The organism is Sanguibacter sp. A247 (genome assembly GCF_052324925.1).
GTDB lineage: Bacteria > Actinomycetota > Actinomycetes > Actinomycetales > Cellulomonadaceae > Flavimobilis.
In genome coordinates this window covers 412,937-434,125 of sequence record NZ_JBQPRE010000002.1, presented here as the reverse complement: position 1 = coordinate 434,125, position 21,189 = coordinate 412,937, and the positions used below count along the sequence as shown (strand labels likewise).

At 71.9% G+C, this 21,189-nt stretch carries 16 protein-coding genes; 11 read left to right on the top strand and 5 right to left on the bottom strand.

Features of this window, described 5'->3' with window-relative positions; genetic code table 11:
- Positions 1-65 precede the first annotated feature (65 nt).
- The gene (locus tag ACTVCO_RS06085; protein WP_443727509.1) at positions 66-4,148 is read left to right on the top strand and encodes an FtsK/SpoIIIE domain-containing protein; all 4,083 of its coding nucleotides are present in this window, start codon (positions 66-68) and stop codon (positions 4,146-4,148) included.
- Between the two features lie 38 nt (positions 4,149-4,186).
- Here ACTVCO_RS06085 and ACTVCO_RS06080 read toward each other — a convergent pair whose 3' ends face one another.
- Positions 4,187-4,612: a hypothetical protein gene (locus ACTVCO_RS06080; RefSeq protein WP_443727508.1), complete on the bottom strand. Its 426-nt coding sequence runs from the start codon at positions 4,610-4,612 to the stop codon at positions 4,187-4,189.
- Positions 4,613-4,893: 281 nt separating this feature from the next.
- Between ACTVCO_RS06080 and ACTVCO_RS06075 the strand changes: the two genes are divergently transcribed.
- A complete protein-coding gene (locus ACTVCO_RS06075) occupies positions 4,894-5,142 on the top strand; it encodes a WhiB family transcriptional regulator (protein WP_102510284.1) in 249 nt (82 codons plus the stop codon).
- A gap of 101 nt (positions 5,143-5,243) precedes the next feature.
- Here ACTVCO_RS06075 and ACTVCO_RS06070 read toward each other — a convergent pair whose 3' ends face one another.
- Entirely contained in the window at positions 5,244-6,731 is a 1,488-nt protein-coding gene (locus ACTVCO_RS06070; RefSeq protein ID WP_443727914.1) for a sensor histidine kinase, read from the bottom strand.
- A gap of 63 nt (positions 6,732-6,794) precedes the next feature.
- Here ACTVCO_RS06070 and ACTVCO_RS06065 point away from each other — a divergent pair, with 63 nt between their 5' ends.
- The 5 genes from ACTVCO_RS06065 to ACTVCO_RS06045 all read left to right on the top strand — a co-directional run bounded on the left by ACTVCO_RS06065 (position 6,795) and on the right by ACTVCO_RS06045 (position 12,344).
- Positions 6,795-7,301 carry a DUF2505 domain-containing protein gene (locus ACTVCO_RS06065; RefSeq protein ID WP_443727507.1) on the top strand — a complete coding sequence of 169 codons (507 nt, stop codon included), beginning with the start codon at positions 6,795-6,797 and terminating at the stop codon, positions 7,299-7,301.
- Positions 7,302-7,682: 381 nt separating this feature from the next.
- Positions 7,683-8,978 (top strand): ABC transporter substrate-binding protein, encoded by a 1,296-nt coding sequence (locus tag ACTVCO_RS06060; RefSeq protein WP_443727506.1) that lies wholly within the window; start codon positions 7,683-7,685, stop codon positions 8,976-8,978.
- A 124-nt stretch (positions 8,979-9,102) separates the two neighbouring features.
- Positions 9,103-10,107, top strand: coding sequence for a carbohydrate ABC transporter permease (locus ACTVCO_RS06055; RefSeq protein ID WP_443727505.1), 1,005 nt, complete (start codon positions 9,103-9,105; stop codon positions 10,105-10,107).
- Complete coding sequence (locus ACTVCO_RS06050) at positions 10,104-11,021, top strand: carbohydrate ABC transporter permease (RefSeq protein ID WP_443727504.1); 918 nt, start codon at positions 10,104-10,106, stop codon at positions 11,019-11,021. The genes ACTVCO_RS06055 and ACTVCO_RS06050 overlap by 4 nt, the downstream gene beginning before the upstream one ends.
- Before the next feature lie 285 nt (positions 11,022-11,306).
- On the top strand, positions 11,307-12,344 hold the full coding sequence (locus ACTVCO_RS06045; protein WP_443727503.1) for a LacI family DNA-binding transcriptional regulator: 1,038 nt from the start codon (positions 11,307-11,309) through the stop codon (positions 12,342-12,344).
- Between the two features lie 51 nt (positions 12,345-12,395).
- On the opposite strand, the gene ACTVCO_RS06040 is transcribed toward ACTVCO_RS06045, so the two are convergent.
- A complete protein-coding gene (locus ACTVCO_RS06040; protein ID WP_443727502.1) occupies positions 12,396-13,526 on the bottom strand; it encodes an AAA family ATPase in 1,131 nt (376 codons plus the stop codon).
- Between the two features lie 115 nt (positions 13,527-13,641).
- The gene (locus ACTVCO_RS06035) at positions 13,642-14,493 is read right to left on the bottom strand and encodes a DUF2249 domain-containing protein (protein ID WP_443727501.1); all 852 of its coding nucleotides are present in this window, start codon (positions 14,491-14,493) and stop codon (positions 13,642-13,644) included.
- Positions 14,494-14,563: 70 nt separating this feature from the next.
- Here ACTVCO_RS06035 and ACTVCO_RS06030 point away from each other — a divergent pair, with 70 nt between their 5' ends.
- From ACTVCO_RS06030 to ACTVCO_RS06020, 3 genes are read left to right on the top strand one after another with little or no spacing between them, the layout of a single operon-like run.
- A complete protein-coding gene (locus tag ACTVCO_RS06030) occupies positions 14,564-15,325 on the top strand; it encodes a helix-turn-helix transcriptional regulator (RefSeq protein ID WP_443727500.1) in 762 nt (253 codons plus the stop codon).
- 2 nt (positions 15,326-15,327) lie between these two features.
- Positions 15,328-16,593: a hypothetical protein gene (locus ACTVCO_RS06025; RefSeq protein ID WP_443727499.1), complete on the top strand. Its 1,266-nt coding sequence runs from the start codon at positions 15,328-15,330 to the stop codon at positions 16,591-16,593.
- Positions 16,590-19,376 (top strand): multicopper oxidase domain-containing protein, encoded by a 2,787-nt coding sequence (locus ACTVCO_RS06020; RefSeq protein ID WP_443727498.1) that lies wholly within the window; start codon positions 16,590-16,592, stop codon positions 19,374-19,376. Before ACTVCO_RS06025 ends, ACTVCO_RS06020 begins: the two co-directional genes overlap by 4 nt.
- A gap of 20 nt (positions 19,377-19,396) precedes the next feature.
- Here ACTVCO_RS06020 and ACTVCO_RS06015 read toward each other — a convergent pair whose 3' ends face one another.
- The gene (locus tag ACTVCO_RS06015) at positions 19,397-20,158 is read right to left on the bottom strand and encodes an isoprenyl transferase (RefSeq protein ID WP_443727497.1); all 762 of its coding nucleotides are present in this window, start codon (positions 20,156-20,158) and stop codon (positions 19,397-19,399) included.
- 225 nt (positions 20,159-20,383) lie between these two features.
- Between ACTVCO_RS06015 and trhA the strand changes: the two genes are divergently transcribed.
- On the top strand, positions 20,384-21,088 hold the full coding sequence (gene trhA / locus ACTVCO_RS06010) for a PAQR family membrane homeostasis protein TrhA (RefSeq protein WP_443727496.1): 705 nt from the start codon (positions 20,384-20,386) through the stop codon (positions 21,086-21,088).
- Positions 21,089-21,189: the final 101 nt, after the last annotated feature.

The window sequence follows — 21,189 nt, the reverse complement described above, 5'->3', positions numbered from 1 at the left end:
GGATCTCTTCCCCAGCCGCAGGGCCGTTGCGCGCGCCGGGGCGGCGCAGGCACGATCGTCGGTGCATGCGCTCATCTGCTCTGCCTCCCGCTGCCGCGTCCGGGGGACCAGACAGCACCGCCACCCCTGGCACCCCCGGCGTCTCCGGTAGCCCCGGCGTCTCTGGCAGTGCCGGCGTCTCTGGCAGTGCCGCGTCGGGCACCACCGGCGTCTCTGGCGGTGCCGCGTCGGGCGACCACGTCCGGATGACGGTCGCGGGCGAGGACGTCGAGCTCGAGCGCGGCGCGAGGCTCGGCGCGCTGCGCGGGCAGCTCGCCGAGGTGCTCGGACGCTCGGAGCTTCTCGAGACACCTCTGGCCATCGGGACGCGGTTGCTCGACGACGACGTGCTCGTCGGGTTTCCTCCCCTCGTCGCGGGCGCCGACATCCGGGTGCACGTCCCGCGGCGACGGCCAGACGGACGGGACGAGGGGGCAGTGTCCCGCGCACGTCGGGCCCTCGCCGCGGAAGCCTTCTGGGAAGTCGTCGCGGGGCCTCACGCCGGTCTCATCGACACGGATGTCGCGCGCGCGACGGGCGGCCTCGTTGTCGAGGGGCGGACCCGGCGCGGCGCGGCCCGACCTTCGGCCGGTGCGGGCACCACCCGGCTGCGCGTCGCGCGCGCGGGTCACGCGCGACGCACGCGCGTGACCCTCGTGCGTGAGCGCTCAGGCGACCGGCCGCGCAGTCTGCGGCTGGCCGCCCGACGGGTCGGGCACGGCGACGTCCTCACCGTGGGCGCAGGCGCGGTCGTCGTCCGGCGCGTCGTCGTGAGCGTCGCGGCCGAGCGCGCTGCGCGCGCAGCCGAGGAGTCGCGTGCGCAGGGGACGGCACGCTCGCGCACGATGACGGCGGGGCTGTCCGTGACGACGCTCGTCGTCCCTCTCGTCTCAGCCGCGATGCTCGCGCTCGTGACGAGCAGGCCCGCCTTCGCGCTCGTCGGCCTCGTCGGCCCGATCGCGCTCGGGGTCACGGCGTTGGCGCGTCGTCGTCGACGCGCCCTTCCCGCCGAGGGCCCGATGCCCTGGTCGTGGGATGAGCTCGCCTCCGCACCGGTCGCGCTCACGACGCTGATCCTTGGCGCCGCCGGACCCACCGCACCGGAGTCTCCGGCCCCGCACCCGACGGCGGCACCCCGAGCGCTCGCTGCGTCCGGTCCCTGGGCGCACCGGCGCGCTCGCAGCGCCGTGCTCGCGTTCGCCGCCCTGTTCCCCGGTGCGCCCGTCCGGATCGTGGGGGGCGACGCGCACTCCTGGGAGTGGGCGCGGTGGCTCGGGGCGCGTCCCTCGGCCCTGTCCGGCGCGGAGGCGGGCGTCGAGCCCGGCGCACGGGCCGGGGCAGGGCCCGGCGCACGGCCCGGGACGGGGCCGCGCGCGGTGATCGGCACGGCCACGGGTGAGCACGGCGCGTCCGGCGCCGCCGACTCCCCCGAGCTCGTCGTCGTCATCCTCGCGGGCCCCGCCGACCTGCGGCGCACGAGCGAGTGGTGGGCGAGCGCCCCCGCCGGCGTGCGCGTCATCCTCGTCGCGCCGGACGGACACCCGACGGCATGGTGCGAGGACGCGATCGCCGGACCGGGCCTCGGCACGGATCTGGCCCACGAGCTCGCGCGCGCCCTGGCGCCACAGGTCGCAGAGGCGATCGGTGCTACGCACGCTGCGACGGTTCCGCTCGCCGACCTTCTCGGCCTCGACACGACGCGTCCGGTGCACGCCCTCGCGCGCGACGTCGACGCGCGATGGGCGCGCGCCCCTCGCTCCCCGGTGGCCCTCGTGGGTCGGCTCGCCGACGGTGCGCGGAACGCGTGGTCGATCGACCTGAACAAGGACGGCCCGCACGGCCTCATCGCGGGGACGACCGGCGCGGGCAAGTCGGAGCTCCTGCAGACGCTCGTCCTCTCGCTCGCTCTCACGCATCCGCCCGAGCGGCTCACCTTCGTCCTCCTCGATCACAAGGGCGGCGCGGGCCTGGGCCCGTGCCTTGCCCTGCCGCACGTCTCGGGCGTCGCGACCGACCTCGAGCCGGGCTCGGCCCGGCGCGCCCTCGCGGCACTGCGCGCCGAGCTCCGCGAGCGCGAAGAGCTCTGCGCGCGCCACGACGCACCCGACATCGACACGCTCGCGCGGCGGGGAACGGGGGTGTGCCCGCCCCGGATCCTCGTCGTCGTCGATGAGCTGCGGGCGCTCGCCGACGACGATCCGGATCTCGTGCCCTCGTTCTTGCGCATCGCCGCCCAGGGTCGGTCGCTCGGGCTGCATCTTCTCCTTGCGACCCAGCGCCCGGCGGGCACCGTGAGCGCGGACGTGCGCGCGAACGTCGGGCTGCGGGTCGCCCTGCGCGTCGCGTCAGACGCGGACTCGCGCGACGTCGTCGAGGTACCCGACGCGGCGAGCCTCCCGGCGTCGATGCCCGGGCAGGCGATCGTCGTGACGAGCCGGTCGGTTCATCGCACGGTGCGGTGCGCGCTCGCCTCGGCGCCGTCGACGCGGGCCTCGGCGCGCGTCCGCCGGGTTCCGGGGTCGCCGGGGCCGCCACGGCTCGCCGCCCCGGGCTGGGGCGCGGACGCGGCCACGCGGTTCGTCGCGGCCGCGAGCGAGGCGATCGCGCTGCGCGGCGGTGCGCGCGCCACACCGCTGTGGGCGCCTCCCCTGCCCGACGCGTGCCGCGCCGACGACATCGCGCCCGACGCGGCGGGTGCGCTCGTGAAGCTCGCGTCCGAGGTGTCCGCGCTCGACGCGGCGGGTCGCGAGGCCCTCGTCTCCGACGCGCCCGCGGGGTTGCCCGTGGCGTTGCTCGACGTCCCCGACGAGCGGCGACGCGCCCACGCGACGTGGGAGCCCGAGCGCGGTCACCTGCACATCGAGGGAGCGCCCGGCTCGGGGCGTTCGACGACGCTGCGCGCACTTGCTCTCGAGGCAGCCGACCGGGGCTGGCACGTCCACGTCCTGGGGCCCGACCCCCTCGTCACACCCCCGAGCCTGCCGCCCTGGTTCGGCACCCACGCGCCCGCATCCGACCCGCGCCGCGTCCATACGCTCCTTACCAGGCTCCTCGCCGCACCCCCCGCTGAACCGACGCTCGTGCTCGTCGACGGTGTCGAGGAGATCCTGGCGGCGCTCGGGCGCGTCAACCGTGGCGCGGGCGCTGACACCCTCGTGGCGCTCGCGCGTCAGCCGGCCGCCCACCGCGTGAGGTTCGCCCTCGCGAGCAGCCGTCACCTCGCCGGGCCGCTCGCCTCGACCCTCGGACCGCGCCTCGTCTTCACCGGCACGGACCGTACGAGCGACCTCGGCCGCGGGGTCCCGAGCGCACTGGTCGGGCTCGGCGGTCGGCCGGGCCGCGGGGTCTGGACGGGAGCGGGCCCGGCACGGCTCGCGCAGGCGTTCCTGCCGAGGCACGCGCACGAGGTACCGCAGCCCTCCGGGAGTCACGCGCGGCCTCTCCGCCTCACCCGGCTCCCGTCCGTGGCCGATGACCGAGCACGCGCCGATCTTGCCCATGCCGTCGAGCACGCCGAGCATCCTGGGCTCGCACCTCTCGGGCACGGGGGCGACGACGCAGGTCCGCGCACCCTCGACGTCACACGGGATGTCCTCGTCGCCGGGCCGCCCGGATCAGGCCGGACGACCATCCTCGCGCAGCTCGCCCGTCATGCGCTCCGGCAGGGGCCGGTCGTCGTCGTGGGTCGCTGCGCGGGTCTCGAGTCCGTGCCCGGTCTGGAACGGGCACCCCTGTCGGCAGAAGGGCTCGCGATGATTCCCGACCTCGTCGCGTCAGGCGGGTGGACGCTCGTCGTCGACGACGTCGACGTCCTCGCGCGGCTCCTTCCTGCCGAGCACGACCGTGCGGCAACGATCCGGGGTGTGGAGCGCTTTCTCGTCTCCTCGACGACGTCCGCTGCGACCATGGCCTCCCGCGGTGTCCTGGCCCGCGTGCGGGCGGGCCGGCACGGCGTCGTGCTCGACCCGGGCAGGCCCGGGTCGGCGGACGTGCTCGCGGCCGACGTCAGCGAGGTGGTCGAGCCCGGACCGTGCCCCGCGGGGCGCGGTGCGCTCGTCGCCGAGGGCCGCATCGAGCTCGTCCAGTGTCTTGCGCCCACCGACAGCTGAGCGCGCTCGACGCGGAGCGCAGCGGGGTCGCGCCGCCGTCAGGACTCGGTCTCGCGCCCCGTCAACGTGCGCCTGACGACCGACGGCAGGAGGAGCCCGACGATGACCCCGACCGAGGCCGCCAGGAGGATGATCGGCGACAGGCTCACCTCACCCTGCAGCCACGTGACCGCGATGACGATCTGGAAGAGCTGCCAGGTGATGGCGGGCGAGCGTGCCCACCGTCGCCCGTCGAGCAGTCCGCGGGCCGCCACCACGAGGAACGCGGCCAGGCCCCACGCGAACGCGGCAAGGAAGAGGTCCACACCCACGCGGCCACCACGCACAAGATCGACGACGGCGGCGCCACCTCCCACGACGAGCACAGCCGCCTCGACCACGAGGAGTCCGGCGACGGCGAGCAGGGTCGTCCGGCCGGGGCCGGGCATCGCGACGCCGGGACGGCGGAGAAGATCGACAGGCACGCGGCCAGCCTACGGGACGACCTCATGTCAGTACGTGGGCAACAGGGTCGACCGCACACGTCTCGGACCTGCGCCGAGGCGTTCCCCACCGCTTCGCATGTCAAGAACGGACCTTGTGACTATCGCCTCACGGCCACCGGGGCGAAACCTCCCCGTGACCTCTTGTGCAACTCGCCATGAGGTGTGAACCTTGGGGAGGTCCCCAGGGACCGTCCCCCCACTCTTGTACGGTCGCAGCGCGCTGCGCGTGGCACCGTCATGTTCGACCGAGGAGCATTTCCATGGACTGGCGTCACCGCGCCGCATGCCTCACCGAGGATCCCGAGCTGTTCTTCCCCATCGGGAACACCGGCCCGGCGATTCTGCAGATCGAGGATGCGAAGGCTGTTTGCCGTCGATGCGACGTCGTCGACACCTGCCTCAAGTGGGCACTCGAGTCCGGCCAGGACGCGGGCGTCTGGGGCGGCATGTCCGAGGACGAGCGCCGCGCGCTCAAGCGCCGGACGGCACGGGCTCGTCGCGCTGGCTGAGCACCACATCATTCGGCTGAGGGCCGGCACCCCGCGGGGTGCCGGCCCTCAGTCGTGAACAAACACCCCTCTGCTCGGCGTCGGTCGCTCCTCGGCTCAGCTCAGACCACCTCGGCGCGCGCCGAGGCCCGGTGCCCGCGGGCATCGCGCAGCACGACCTGCACGGTGACGTCCGTTCCACCCTCGGGCGTCGCCGCCCACGTGATCGAGCCATGGAGCTCGTTCTCGACGAGCGTCCGCACGATCTGGGTTCCAAGGCCCGAGCCCGGGCCACCGTCGGGCCCCAGACCGATGCCGTCGTCGACGATGTGGACGGTGAGGTTGCTCCCGTCGCGTGTCGCCTGGATCTGCACTGTTCCTGTGGCCCGATCAGGGAAGCCGTGCTCGACGGCGTTCGTCACGAGCTCGGTGAGAACGAGCGCGAGGGGCGTCGCGTCCTCGGAGTGGATCATCCCGAAGGCGCCCCCGGAGACCGTGCGGACGCTCGTGTCGGCGGAGGCGATGTCCGCCGCGAGGCGCAGCACGCGGCCCACCATGTCGTCGAACTCGACCTCTTCCTCGAGCGTCTGGGACAGCGCCTGGTGGACGAGAGCGATCGTGTCCACGCGTCGCATCGCCTCCTCGAGCGCCGCGCGGGCCTCGGGCACGTGCATGCGCCGAGCCTGCAGACGCAGGAGTGCCGCGACCGTCTGGAGGTTGTTCTTCACCCGGTGATGGATCTCGCGGATCGTCGCGTCCTTGGTGATGAGCTCACGCTCGCGGCGCCGTACCTCGGTGACGTCCCTGCAGAGGAGCACGGCACCCATGCGGCGGCCGTCCTCGGTGATGGGCAGCGAGCGGACCGAGAGCGAGACCCGGTCGGACTCGAGCTCGGTTCGCCACGGCGCGCGTCCCATCATGACGACGGGCAGCGACTCGTCGACGGGTGCCTGCTGGACGAGGAGGTCCGCGGTGATCTCGACGAGCGACTCGCCGACGAGGGGTCCGAAGACGCCGAGCCGGTGGAAGCACGACAGTGCGTTGGGGCTCGCGTAGAGCACCTCGCCCTCGGCGTTGAGCCGGAGCAGACCGTCGCCGACGCGAGGGGCTCCGCGACGCGGTCCCGTCGCGGAGTCGGCCTGCGGGAACTCGCCGCGCGAGATCATGCCGAGCAGCCCTTCGGCCGCTTCGACGTAGTTGAGCTCGAGGCGGCTCGGCGTGCGGCCGGAGCCCAGGTAGGTCTGGCGGACGAGCACGGCGATCGCGCGGCCCTCGTGGACGACCGGGACGAACTCTTCACGCACCGCGTACGCGCCGAGCCAGCGGGGTTCGCGCTCGCGGTGGATGCGGCGGTCCTCGAGCACGCCGCGCAGCTGCGTGCGACGCCCCGCTGTGGCGATCGTCCCGACGATGTCGTCGTAGTGGACGGTCGCGCCGGTCGACGGACGGCAGTGCGCGATCGCGACGAGCTCGCCGTCGTCGGCGGGCAGCCACAGCACGAGGTCGGCGAATGCCAGGTCTGAGATGGCCTGCCAGTCACCGACGAGGAGGTGGAGCCAGTCGATGTCGGCGTGGTCGAGGGACGAGTGGCGGGAGATGAGCTCGCTCATGACAGACACGACTCCAGCGTACGTGGCGGGGACGCGGACCCTTGACGCCGCTAGGCTCAGTGCATGCACGTGTCGATCGACGTCCCCGTCCCGCTGTCCGCTGCCGCGTACGCGACGCTCATGCGCGACCTGACGTTCGTGCGGTTCCGCGCATCGGTTCCTGACGCGCGGGTCGAGGATGTTGTCGTGACGCCCACCGACGGCGATGCGTTCAGTGTGACGATCCGGCGTTCCGTGTCGGCCGCGCAGATCCCGGCGCAGGTGCGCTCGTTCGTGGGCTCCGAGCTTGAGATCCGTCAGGTCGAGGCCTGGGACGGCGCCCGTGACGGGACGTGGCGGGGCACGGTTGCGCTCGAGATCACGGGTACGCCCGTGCGGCTCACCGGCACGGTCGTGCTGCGTGACTCGGGTGAGGGTGCGCTCCTCACGTACGACGGCGACGTGCGCGCGGCGATCCCGCTGTTCGGTGCCGCGGTCGAAAAGTCGGCCGCCAGTGCGATGCGAACCACGCTTGAGGCCGAGGGGCTGCGGGTGCGCGCCTGGCTCGACGTCCACGGCACACCTGCCTGAGGACTCACGGCCCAGGTCCTCGCGCCGAGCCCGGTGAGTCGCGCGCAGCGTGCGTCCGAGAGCTGCCTCACGCGGCTCCGGGACGTGAGACGCGCGACGAACTCACCGTAACGATTCGGCAACGCGCCTTCTCCACGCAACCCTCTGACCTGCGGTTTTGGACTTGTGGGATCGCTTCCACACCGAATCGAGGACCAACCGCTTGACAGCGCTCCCACCCGTTGGCCACCATCATCTTCAGCGGCGTGGAAACGCTCCCACGGTCTTGGTGGAAGCGCTCCCTTGACAGGGCTCGCCGAGTTTCGACGTTCATCCGTCGGGTGAACGGCAGGGACGGCACGGCAGCGAGGCCGAGCCACGACGAAGGAGTCATCAGTGCGCATGAACATCAGCAAGACGTGGGCCGCAGCGGCCGGCGTCGCGACGATCGCGCTCGTCGCGACCGCGTGCGGCGGCGGGGAAGCAGCTGCTCCGACCAGCCGGGCACCCGGCGAGAAGGTCACGATCACCCTCTCGACGTTCAACGACTTCGGATACAAGCCGCACATCGAGCAGTTCATGAAGGACAACCCCGACATCATTGTCGAGGAGAAGGTCATGGGCGGCTCCGACGAGGCGCGCGAGAACATCCTCAACTTCCTCGGCCAGTCCTCCGGTCTCGGCGACGTCGAGGCCATCGAGGGTGACTGGGTCCCCGAGCTCATGCAGTTCGCTGACAAGTTCACGGACCTCACGGACCCCGCGCTCGCGGGCCGCTGGCTCGACTGGAAGACCGCCCTCGGAACTGACTCCAAGGGCCGTCTCATCATGTACGGAACGGACGCTGGCCCCAACGCCATCGCGTACCGCGCCGACCTCTTCAAGGAGGCTGGCCTCCCGAGCGACCGCGAGTCGGTTGCCAAGCTCCTCGAGGGCGACTGGGCTCACTACTTCCAGGTCGGCGCGGACTACACCGCCAAGACCGGCAAGCCCTGGCTCGACAGCGCACGCGGAACCTTCTTCGGCATGATCAACCAGGTCGAGCGCGCCTACGAGAACGAGGACGGCACGGTCCGCGACCTCGCCGGCTCGGACGTCGAGGCGCTCTTCCGCCAGGTGCTCGTGGCTGCGACCGACCAGAACCAGTCGCCGCACTCCGGTCAGTGGAACCCTGACTGGGACAAGCGCTTCAAGGGCGACGACGGCTTCGCGACGATCCTGGCACCGGGCTGGATGCTCAACGCCATCAAGGAGCGCGCAGGCGACGACTTCAAGGGCTGGGACGTTGCTGACGTCTTCCCGAACGGCGCTGGCAACTGGGGCGGCTCGTTCCTCGCGGTTCCGTCGCAGTCGAAGCACCCGGTCGAGGCCAAGAAGCTCGCCAGCTACCTCACGTCCCCCGAGGTTCAGGCGAAGCTCTTCGTCGACCAGGGCGCTTTCCCCTCGACCGTCGACGCGCTGAAGTCGTCTGACGTTCAGAACGCGACCTTCGAGTGGTTCAACAACGCCCCCACGGGCAAGATCCTCTCGAACCGCGCCGAGGGCATCGTCCAGGCCTACAAGGGCCCGCTCTACAAGAAGGTCTCCGACGTCGTCAACAACGGTCTCGACCGTGTCGACATGGGCGTCAAGGGCAAGAAGCAGACGATCGACGAGTCGTGGGCCCAGGTGCTCAAGGAGCTCAAGGACCTCAACTGATCGCACCGAGGGCCGGGGTGCACACCGCACCCCGGCCCTCGGGTCTTCACGTGCGCGGCCGTGACCGCGCGGCAGTGACATCGGCCCTCCGCCCGCCGCAGCGGGCACACACGAAGGAACACCCATGACCGTCAGCACGTCCTCGACCCGTGAAGCGGGAACGGGCGGTCCGACTCAGGTCCCGGCCCCACCCCAGGCACGCCGCCTCGGCTGGGGCCAGCGCATGAGCCGGTTCGACCTCAAGGTCTCGCCCTACCTCTACATCTCGCCGTTCTTCATCATCTTCGCGATGTTCGGTCTCGCGCCGCTCCTCTACACGGCGTACGTCGCCGTTCACAAGTGGCACCCGATCGGTGGCCAGGGCGAGTTCGTCGGCCTCGACAACTTCACCGCGATCCTCCAGCAGGACCAGTTCTGGAACGCCGTCACCAACACGTTCTCGATCTTCCTGCTCTCGACGATCCCCCAGCTCATCGTCGCGGTCTTCATTGCTGCGGTGCTCGACTCCAACCTTCGCGCTGGCACGTTCTGGCGCATGGGGGTCTTGCTCCCCTACATCGTCGCGCCGGTCTCCGTGGCGCTCATCTTCTCCAACCTCTTCGCAGAGCAGTTCGGAGTCGTCAACACGCTTCTCGGCATGATCGGGATCGACCCTGTTCCGTGGACCTCGGACGTCATCCCGTCGCACATCGCCATTGCGACGATGGTGAACTTCCGCTGGACCGGGTACAACACGCTCATCCTGCTCGCCGCCATGCAGGCCGTCCCGCGCGACCTGTACGAGGCCGCGACGATCGACGGCGCCGGCCGCGTGCGTCAGTTCTTCTCGATCACGGTCCCGATGCTCAAGGCGACCATCACCTTCGTCGTCATCACCTCGACCATCGGTGGTCTGCAGATCTTCGACGAGGCTCGCATGTTCGGGCCGGGTGGGTCAGGGTCCGGCCGAGGCGGAGCTGACGGCCAGTGGAAGACCATCACGCTCTACCTGTGGGAAGTCGGCTGGAACCAGGCCAACTTCGGCCGCGCAGCTGCCGTCGCGTGGCTGCTCTTCCTCCTCATCCTTCTCGTCGGTGTCGTGAACTTCTGGTTCACCCGCCGCATCTCGTCGCAGGGAGGCGACCGATGAGCTCGATTCCTGCCATCGCCCAGAGCGCCGGGCCCGGCGCCGCACGCGCCGCTGCCCGTCGCGGCCCTCGCAAGACGTCGCCGTTCACCAACGGTGCGCGTCGTCCAGGCGGCGTGACCTACACGATTCTCACCGCCTTCGTCCTGCTGTCGGCCTTCCCGTTCTACTGGTCGTTCCTCATCGGGTCGAAGGACAACGACTTCGTCTTCTCCGGGTCGCTCAACCTCATTCCCGGCGGCAACTTCGTCGAGAACGTCAAGCGCGTCCTCGAGTCGGACATCAACTTCTGGGGTGCGACCCTCAACTCGCTCGTCGCCGCGACGTCGACGTCGATCTCGGTCGTCCTGCTCTCGACCCTCGCGGGCTTCTCGTTCGCGAAGCTCAACTTCAAGGGCCGCCGCGGTCTGCTCGTCGCAGTCATCGCGACGATGGCAGTTCCGACCCAGCTCGGCATCGTCCCGCTCTACCTCGTGATGAACAAGCTCCACCTCCAGGGCAACCTGCTCGCGATCATCCTTCCGGGCCTCGTCACGGCGTTCGGTGTGTTCTGGATGACGCAGTACCTGCAGGACGCGCTGCCGACCGAGCTCATCGACGCTGCCCGCGTCGACGGCTGCAACCTCATCCGCACGTTCTGGCACGTGGCCATGCCGGCCGCACGCCCCGCCGCGGCGATGCTGTTCCTCTTCACGTTCGTCGGGTCGTGGACGAACTTCATGTGGCCGTACATCATCCTCGACCGGGCCAGCGGAACCCTGCCGGTCGCCCTCCAGGGCCTGCAGTCGCAGTACTACACGGACTACCCGCTCATCCTCACGGGTGCGCTCCTGTCCGTGGTCCCGTTGCTCATCATCTTCATCGTTGCCGGCAAGCAGCTTGTCGCTGGCATCATGGCGGGCGCGGTCAAGGGCTGACCCGCCTCACCGGCAGCCGCCCGGCGGCCCTCTGCGGAGGGTCGCCGGACCTCGGGAGGTCGAGGCCCGTGGTCGTGGGCGGCGGTCGTCGGTGCACGTTCCGTGCTCCGCGACCCACCGTGGGCCCCGTCCGGCGAGGGCGGGGCCTACGGCGTCTCATCGACGAGACCTCCGTCTAGCTGCCGAGACGTCAGCGCGCCGTTCATGCACGGCAACCGCGCCTCACCTACCCTCTTCTCACGAGCGGTCCTTCTTCGACCGTCGCCCTGACGAAAGACCTCGACGATGTCTGAGTTCCCCCCGCGCAACGACGCTGCGGCGCCGACGCTCGACGAAGTAGCCGCAGCGGCCGGCGTCTCACGGTCCACCGCATCCCGCGCGCTCAACGGCGGCCTGCGTGTCTCGCCCACCGCGCGTACCGCGGTCGACGACGCGGCCAGGCGACTCGGCTACGTGCCCAACCGCGCTGCGCGTTCGCTCGTGACCCGTCGTACGGACTCGATCGCGCTCATCATTCCCGAGCCGGACGAGCGCCTCCTCTCCGACGCGTTCATCGGAGGAACGCTGCGAGGCGTCGGCGACGCTCTCGCGCGCACCGACCTTCAGCTCGTGCTGCTCCTCTCGCGCAAGGACGAGACGGCCGACCGCATCGCGCGCTACCTGCGCGGCGGCCACGTCGACGGCGCCGTCATCACCTCTCACCACGAGGGCGACGACCTGGAGCGCGTCGTCGCGGCGTCAGCCATCCCAGCAGTGTTCGTCGGCCGCCCGTTCGACGCCCCGCGCGAACTCATCTACACCGACGTCGACAACGTGGCGGGCGCCCGCCTAGCCGTCGAGCATCTCGTCACGCGCGGCCGCACCCGCATCGCCCACATCGCTGGGCCTCAGGACATGACGGCGGGTGTCGACCGCCTCAAGGGGTGGCGCGACGCCCTCGCGGGTCATGGCTTCGCCACCGATGCGTTGGCGTACGCGCAGTTCAGCGCCGCCTCCGGCGACGAGGTGGCGACGCAGCTCCTCAAGGATCACCCCGACATCGATGCGATCTTCGCGGCGTCGGACACGATCGCGGTCGGCGCCCTGCGCGCCCTCGCGCGGGCGGGCCGCTCGGTTCCCGGGGACGTCGCGGTCATCGGGTACGACGACCTCGACGCCGCGCACGCGTCCACACCTCCGCTCACGACGCTCCACAACCCCGTCGTGGACCTTGCGGCGACCGCCGTCGGCCAGCTGCTGCGCCTCATCGAGGCGGACCCGGACGGCGAGCGCGTCACCTCGATCGTCTTCCCGCCGCGTCTGGTCTTGCGCGCGACCACCTGAGGGCAGCGAGCCGCGCGGGCTCGTCGTCGCGCGGTGAGCACCGCTGGTGCGTCAGCGTGCGGGCCACGCCCACGGCGGGCCGTCGAGCGGTCCCTCACGTCCGACGATGCTCGTCGGGCGTCCGCCCCCACCGTCGAGCTCCACGTGCAGCCCGCCCGAGCGTTCGAGGTGCTCGGCGAGCGCTCGTGAGTGCGTGACGACGAGGACCTGCCCGCGTTCGGACGCCCGCACGAGGAGCCTGGCGAGCGGCCCGACGAGATCGGGGTGGAGGCCCGTCTCAGGCTCGTCGAGGACGCACAGTTCGGCTGGCGTGACGCTGAGGAGTGCGGCGACGTGCACGAGGTAGCGCAGAGTTCCGTCGGAGAGCTCGGCAGCCGTGACGGGGCGCAGCAGCCCCGGCTGCTCGAGCGCGAGGCGGAAGAGCCCGGCGTCAGCCGTCACACGGAGCTGGGAACCTGGGAACGCATCGTCGACGGCCGCATCGAGAACGTCGGCGCCGCCCGCGTCCGCAATCGTCGCAAGGGCGGCCGCAAGGTCGGCTCCGTCGTGACCCAGGACTGCGGTGCGCGTCCCGATCTGGGGGCGCCGCACGGGTGCGCCCGCGTCCGTGCGGACGTCGTCGTGGAAGCGCCAGCCGCGCAACGTGCGGCGCACGAGCCCGACCTCGGGCGCGCGGTCCGGGTCGGCGACCTCGTCGACGAGCGACTCGTAGGGCGCGAGGACGCGCGGATCGTCGCGCCAGGCACCGCCGGCATCCCGGACCCTCACGTGCGAGCCGCGGCGCTGTGCCTGGATCGCTCCGGCACGCATCGGGCCACCGCTCCAGATGGTCTCGGACTTGATCTCGGGATCGAGCGCGAACGGGGACTCCCCCGGCAGCTGCGGCAGGCCGAGGTCGACCGCGTAGCCCACCCCGTCGCCCTCGAGGCCGAGCCGCAACGCGACTCGGCCCTGCGGGCCGGGCGCGCGAACGTCGCCTGCCCACAGGGCCGAGCCGAGGCCACCTTCGCGAGCGAGGGCGCCGACGATCTCACCTGACCCGCAGGCCGCGAGCAACCGCAGCGCCCGGAAGAGTGAGGACTTGCCCGCGCCGTTGGGCCCCGTGACGACCGTGAGCGTGCCGAGCTCGAGAGTGACGTCGGCAAGGCTGCGGTAGCCCGAGACTGCGAGCGTGCGAATCATGCCGCGAGCCTAACGACAAGCTCTGGCCCAGCACGTCGAGTCTCGCGCCGGACCGCCCGGCAGCCCAGCCGCCCGGCCGCCGGACCGCCCGACCGCCGGGCAGCCCGACGCGCGTTCAGCGGGTGAACGCGAGGTGCCAGGTCTCCGGTCCGCGCTGGAGGTACTCGACCGAGAAGGCTCCCTCGTAGCGAGCCTCGATCTGGGCGAGGAGCGGCAGCGGGTCGTGGGGCGCGATGAGGACGAGGCCACTGCCTTCCTCGACGATGTCGAGCGCGCCGAAGATCGTCGCGTGACGCACCGCGTGCGGGATAGCCGTCGCGTCGAGCACGGGCAGGTCGGACCCAGCTGCCGGAGTCGTCGCGCTCTCTGCCGCGGGTGCGGGGGCAGCCTCAGCTGCGGCCTCGGGAGCGGGTTCTGCGCTGCCGCCGCCACCGCAGCCGCCACCGCCGCAGCCGCAGGCGTGGCCGGTCGGTGCAGCGGGGGCGCGGAGCACCTCGCGGACCTGCTCCGCCGGTGCGGCGAGGGGGGTGCGTCCGTCGCGGGCGACGAGCGGGACGACGTCGTGGTCGAGAGTGTCGGCGTGAACGGTGAGCAGGGCCGCGAGGACGTGGGCGGAGCCCACGGCCTCGAGCGGGTGCGTCGTCGAGGCGAGGTCCGAGGATGCGGTGCGCACGGCGCCGTGGAGGCGTACGAGGATCGCGGCGGCGGGGCCGCCGTCGGTCACGGTGCGCACGGCGGGCAGCAGGTGGGACTCCTCGGCGTCGAGGTGCGGCAGGAGGCGGTCGGCCGTCCACGTCGCGAGGCGGTCGCGTGCGGCGCCCGCGGCCTGGGCGTCGGAGCCTGCGACGGCGCGTGCGAGCTGGTCGACGAGGACGTGGAGCGTGCCTCGCATCGCGGTGTGGTCGCCGGCGAGGTCCTCGGCTGCGCGGGCGTCGTCGAGGTTCGTGGCGAGGAGGAGGTCGTCCATCGGTCATCTCCGGTCGTGGTCGGGACCTCGGTCCGGTCCGTCTGCGCTGAAGAATAGTACACTTGGCTCCGTGGAAATAACCCCGCGCCCCGGCTACGGTCCCGCCGCAGCCGTCCCGCGCCCCTCGCCTGCTGCGGCGCTCTCGCGTGCACGCCGCCAGGTGCTCGAACTTCTCGTGGACCGCGGTGTGCCGACGTCAGTCGCGACCCTCGCAGACGAGCTCGGGCAGCACACGAACACCGTGCGCGAGCACCTCGAGGGACTCGCTGACGCCGGCTATGCGGAGCGCACGACCGCACGGCCCTCCGGCCGCGGCCGGCCCGGGACGCTCTACGAGGCTGTTCCCCCACCCGTCACCGACTCCGCTGCCAGCGAGTACGCCGGCCTGGCCTCAGTTCTTGCCGACCAGATCGCACGGACGAGCCCCGACCCCCGCAGCGACGCGCTCGCCGCGGGAGCACGCTGGGGGCTCGACCTCATGGCCCGCGCGATCGCCGACGGCCACGTGCAGTCGTCGGGCGTCGGTATCGCGGCCGACGCGTGCGCCGACACCCCGGCCTCTCACGCCGCCGACGCACGCCGCCACGTCGTCCGTCTGCTCGACCGGCTCGGCTTCGCCCCGGCCCCCGACGCGGACAGCACGCGCATCGAGCTGCGCCGTTGCCCGCTGCTCGACGCGGCACTGCGGACGCCCGAGGTCGTGTGCGCCGTCCACCTCGGCCTGGCTCGCGGCGCCCTCGACGCGCTCGCTACCCCCTCGGACGGCACGACGCTCGAACCCTTCGCCCTCCCGGGCGCGTGCCTGCTCCACCTCGAGACCTTGGAGGCCTGACGGTGGCCGTCCCCTCCGGCGCGCTGCGCCGCTTCCCACTCATGCTCCTTGCAGGCCTGAGCCTCTTCGCGGGGCTTGATGCCGCCCTGCTCCTGCTCGGTCTGCCCGCACCCGTGACGACGGAGCGGCTGCCCGACGTCCACGGCATGCTCATGGTCCTCGGCTTCGTCGGGACCCTCATCTCGCTCGAGCGCGCGGTCGCGCTGCGCCGCGCGTGGGGCTTTGCGTCGCCGCTCCTGCTCGGGCTCGGCGCTCTCGCGCTGCTCTCCCCGCTGCCGCTCACCGTCGGGCGCGGGCTGCTCACCGCGGGCGCCGCCGCTCTCGTCGCGCTCTACGTGCCCCTGTTCCGACGCTCGCGCGACACCGCGGTGCTGTGTCAACAGCTCGGGGCTGTCGCCGCGATGTGCGGCGCGCTGCTCTGGTGGGCCGGAGCGCCCATGCCCGCGACCATCCCGTGGCTCACGGCGTTCACCGTCACGACGATCGCCGGGGAGCGCCTCGAGCTCGCGCGGGTCGCGATGTCCGGCCTCAGGCCGGGCGACCGGACACGTGCCGACACCGCGATCCTCACGGTGTGCCTCGCGACCGTGCTTGGCGCGGGCGCGGCCACGGCGTGGCCCGAGGCTGGACACTCTGTTCTCGGCGCCGCCCTCATCGCGTTGTGCGTCTGGCTCGCCGGCAACGACGTCGCGCGGCGCACGGTGCGTTCGACGGGCCTGCCGCGCTTCACGGCTGCGTGCCTGCTCGCGGCCTACGCGTGGCTCGCGGTGGCCGGGTTCGTGTGGCTGCTCGGCGGCCCGCAGACGTCGGGCCCCGGCTACGACGCGGTGCTGCACGCCGTGTTCCTCGGCTTCACGATGTCGATGATCATGGCTCACGCCCCGGTCATCCTGCCGGCGGTCCTGCGCGTTCCGTTGCCCTACCACCCCGTCATGTACGGACCTGCAGCGCTCATGCACGTCACGCTCATCCTGCGTGTCGGCCTCGGTGACGGTCGCAGCCTTCCGGCCCTCGTGACGATCGGCGGGGTCGGCAACATCATCGCGATGCTCGCCTTCGTCGCGACGAGCGTCGGTGTCGGCATCGCCGGGGCGCGCACGGCACGTCGCGTCCGCGACGAGCGGGCGGCGGCCCGCGCCGTCCGCTCCGCGGCCGTCCCAGCGCCTGACGCGGCCGCCGCACCGTCTCCGAGCACCCCGTCTCCGAGCACCCCTGGCTCCGCCGCTGGCACAGCCTCCCCCACCACCGAGGAAGCTCCTGCCCGATGACCTCGCTCTCGCCGCGCCCCACGGGCGCGACCGGCTCTCCGTCCGCGCCCCGTCCCCTGTCTGCACGGTCGTCGTGGCATCTGGCCGCCAACGCCCCCGTCGTCGCGTGGCTGCTCGCTGCGGCCGTCGTGTCGATCGTGCACCGGGAGGTTCCGGCGTCCTCGTGGCTCCTCGTGCACCTCACACTGCTCGGCGCGGCGACGAACGCGATCCTCGTGTGGAGCGCGCACTTCGCCGACGCGCTGCTGAGGCGCCGGGTCGCTGAGGGCGCGCGGCGGTGGCAGGCGGTTCGGCTCGTCACGCTCAACGTGGGTGTGCTCGCGACGGTCGTCGGCATGGTGGCGTCGCGCTGGGGTGTGACGATCGTGGGTGCGAGCATCGTCGGGCTTGCGGTGGCGTGGCACGGGGCGGCGCTTGCCCGGTCGACGCGCGGCGCGCTCACGGGCCCGCTCGCGGTGTGCGTGCGGTTCTACGTCGCGGCCGCGTGGTTGCTGCCGTTCGGCGCGGTGGCGGGCGTGCTGCTCGCGCGCGGCGCGGCGCCCGGCGAGCACGCGCGGCTCATCCTCGCGCACACGGGTCTCAACGTGCTGGGCTTCATCGGGCTCACGGTGCTCGGCACGCTCGTCACGCTGTGGCCGACGATGCTGCGCACGACGATGGACCCGCGCGCCGTGCGCGCCGTGACCCCGACGCTCGCGCTCACCCTGACGGGTCTCACCGTGGGGGTGGCGGGGTCGCTCACGGGGCTGCGCCTCGTCGCTGCGGCTGGTGTCGCCTGCTACATCGCGGGCGTCGTCGTCGCCGTGGTCCCCATGATGGGTGCCGCGCGCAAGCGCCCGCCCGCGTCGTTCTCGACGCTCTCGGCCGCCGCCGCAGTCACGTGGTGGCTCGGGGTGCTCGTCACGGTCGTCGTGCTGCTCCTCTCGCAGCCGTCGTGGACCGGGCTCGAGGCTCGCCTCGGCGTCCTCACCGTGCCGCTCGTCGGCGGTTTCGTCGCGCAGGTTCTCATCGGCGCACTCACGTACCTCGTGCCCGTCGTCCTGGGCGGTGGCCCTGCGGTCGTGCGGACGACCGCGGCCCGGCTCGAGCGCGGGGCGCTCACGCGCGTCGTCGTCGCCAACGGCGCTCTGCTCATCTTCGTCCTGCCGGGCACGAGCGCGCTGCGGGCGCTGTCGTCGATCGCGGCGCTCGTCGCGGGGGCGTCGTTCATCGTCATCCTCATGCTTGCTCTGCGTGACCACAGGCGCGCGCGTCGCGGGCTCATCTCGACGGTCGACGCTCCTGCCCCGCCGACGCCCGGGACTCCTCAGGGGCCGCAGGTCGAGGCCGTCCGGGGGTCGGCGCGTGCGACGCAGCTCGTCTCGGGAGTAACGGTTCTTCTGCTCGTCATCGCGGGGGCGGCTGCGCTCGACCCGACCGTCTTGCGGCTCGGGGAGGCGCCGTCGGGCGGTTCTGCTGGCGCCGCCGGCGGCGGCACGACAGCCGTGCAGCCGACGGGGCGGACGACAACCGTCGAGGTCGAGGCTCGTGACATGCGCTTCACCCCCTCGCGCATCGAGGTGCCCGCTGGCGACCGGCTCGTTCTCGTCGTGCGCAACACCGACCCGACGACCGTGCACGACCTCGCGCTCGACACAGGTGCGCACTCGGGCCGCATCACGGTCGGAGGCTCAGCGACGATCGACGTCGGCGTCGTGGGCCGGAGCATCGGCGGCTGGTGCACGATCGTCGGCCACCGGCAGTCGGGGATGACGCTCGACATCGTCCCGACGGGCCTCGGCACGTCGGCGGGAGCGCCGACGACTGGCGCGCCCGGCGACGGGACAGCCGGCTCGACCCCGGGCATGGACCATGGCGCAGGCCACGGAAGCACTCCGGGAACGGAGCCGGGCGCGTCGGCCGCGGCCGACATCGACCTGCACCGGGAGCCCGCTGCGGGCTTCGAAGCGTTCGACGCTGCGCTCGAGCCGCTCGACGACGCGACCGTGCGCGAGGTGACGCTCACGGTGTCCGAGCTGACGGCTGACGTCGCTCCGGGCGTGAGTCAGCTGCTGTGGACGTTCGGCGGCTCTGCGCCGGGTCCTGTCCTGCACGGGCGCGTCGGTGACACGTTTGTCGTGACGCTCGTCAACGACGGGACGATCGGTCACTCGATCGACTTCCATGCGGGCATGCTCGCGCCCGATCAGCCGATGCGGACGATCGCCCCCGGGGAGTCGCTCACGTACCGGTTCACGGCGACGATGAGCGGGATCTGGATGTATCACTGCTCGACCATGCCGATGAGCGCACACATCGCCAACGGCATGTTCGGTGCGGTCGTCATCGAGCCCCCGGACCTCCCGGAGGTCGACGCAAGCTACGTCCTCGTGCAGAACGAGTTCTACCTCGGCCCCCAGGGTGCGGAGGTCGACGTCGACAGGATCGCCACGCAGCAACCGGATCTCGTGACGTTCAACGGTTACGCGAACCAGTACGTGTACGACCCGATCGAGGCGCGTACCGGTGACCGACTGCGGTTCTGGGTGCTCGCCGCGGGCCCGAACGTCGCGTCGTCGTTCCACGTCGTGGGCGGACAGTTCGACACGGTCTTCCATGAGGGGGCATACAGGTTGCGGCCGGGCAACGCGGAGCACGGCGGGTCGCAGGCGCTGGGGCTGAGCGTTGCGCAGGGCGGGTTCGTCGAGCTCGTCATGCCTGAGGCGGGCACCTACCCGTTCGTCTCTCACGTCATGAGCGACGCCGAGAAGGGCGCGAGCGGGCGGATCAAGGTGACGGACTAGCGCCTCGGGTTGCCGCTGAGCTATTTGCCGAGCCTGCGGTCGCGCGTCGCGTAGGAACGCAGCGCGCGCAGGTAGTCGACGCGCCGGAAGCTGGGCCAGTAGGCCTCGCAGAAGTAGTACTCGGCTTGCGCCGACTGCCACAGGAGGAACCCGGAGAGGCGCTGCTCACCCGAGGTGCGGATGACGAGCTCGGGGTCGGGCTGGCCGCGCGTGTAGAGGTGATCGCCGATCTCGTCGACGTCGATGCACTCGGCGACGTCGGCGAGCGTGCGTCCTTGGGCGTCCTGCTCACGGAGGTAGGCGCGGACGGCGTCGGCGATCTCGTGGCGGCCGCCGTAGCCGACGGCGACGTTGACGCCGAGGCCGTCGACTCCTGCGGTTGACTCCTCGGCTGCGCGGAGCGCGGCGGCGGAGGCGTCGGGCAGGAGGTCGAGGCGTCCCATGACGCGCAGGCGCCAACGCTGGGCTGCGGCGAGGTCCTCGACCGCGCGGACGATGATCTCGATGAGGGGCTCGAGCTCGGCGGCAGGGCGGGCGAGGTTGTCGGTCGAGAGCATCCACAGCGTGACGACCTCGATCCCGAGGTCTTCGGTCCAGCCGAGGAACTCGAGGATCTTCTCGGCGCCGCGTTGGTGGCCCGCTGCGGTCGACTCGCCGAAGGAGCGTGCCCAGCGGCGGTTGCCGTCGAGGATGACTCCGATGTGGCGCGGCAGGGCGTCGATCGGCAGGGAGCGCGCGAGCTGGCGTTCGTAGATCCCGTAGAAGGGGGTGGGGATACGCACTGCGACCTCGTTCGGGTGACCTAGGCTTCGTCGACGTCGCCAACCTACCGGACGCGTGGGACGCTGCGGCGTGCAGTCGCCGGAAGTTCAGCCGGTGACCCCGGCCTGACACGCGATCTCCACAACCTACGGTGGCGTAACCTACGGTCCCGTAGGTTATTCTTGCCGGGCACCGACGGACGCGTCCGCGTCCGCCGCACATGACAACTCCCTGAGGATCGAGACATGTCGCGAGCCACGCACCCCACCACTGCGGGCGAGACCGTCGAGGCAGCCAAGGACGCTGTCGTCGAGGCCGTCAAACCCCGGCTGCGCGGCTGGATCCACGCGGGCACCGCTCCCCTCGCCATCATCGGCGGCATCATTCTCACGGCGCTCACCCCGGCCACGGCGCCACGCGTCGCGGTCCTCGTCTTCGCGATCACGGCGACGCTCCTCTTCGGCACGAGCGCCATCTACCACCGCGGCACGTGGAGCCCCCGCGCGCACGCCGCCCTGCGCCGCGCAGACCACGCCAACATCTTCCTCATCATCGCCGGGACGTACACGCCTCTCGCGGTGCTCCTGCTCGAGAAGCGCACGGCGACGATCCTGCTCATCCTCGTCTGGAGCGGCGCGCTGCTCGGCCTTGCGGCGCGCATGCTGTGGCTCGGCGCCCCGCGCTGGGTCTACACCCCCGTGTACCTCGCACTCGGCTGGGTCGCGGTCGGGTTCATGAAGCAGTTCTGGGACGCAGGCGGCCCCACGGTCGTGTGGCTCATCGCCATCGGCGGACTCGGGTACACGCTCGGCGCGATCGTCTACGCCCTCAAGCGACCCAACCCGAGCCCGCTGTGGTTCGGGTTCCACGAGATCTTCCACGTCGGCACGGTCATCGGCTTCTGGTGCCACTTCGCGGCGATCGCGGTCACGATCGCCCACATGAGCTGAAGCTCGACGGCGCGCTGCCGGCTGCCGGCTGACGGCGCGCTGCTGCTCGGCTCGCTGCTGCTGGGGTCTCTGCTGCTCGGCTGGCTACTGCTCGGGTCTCG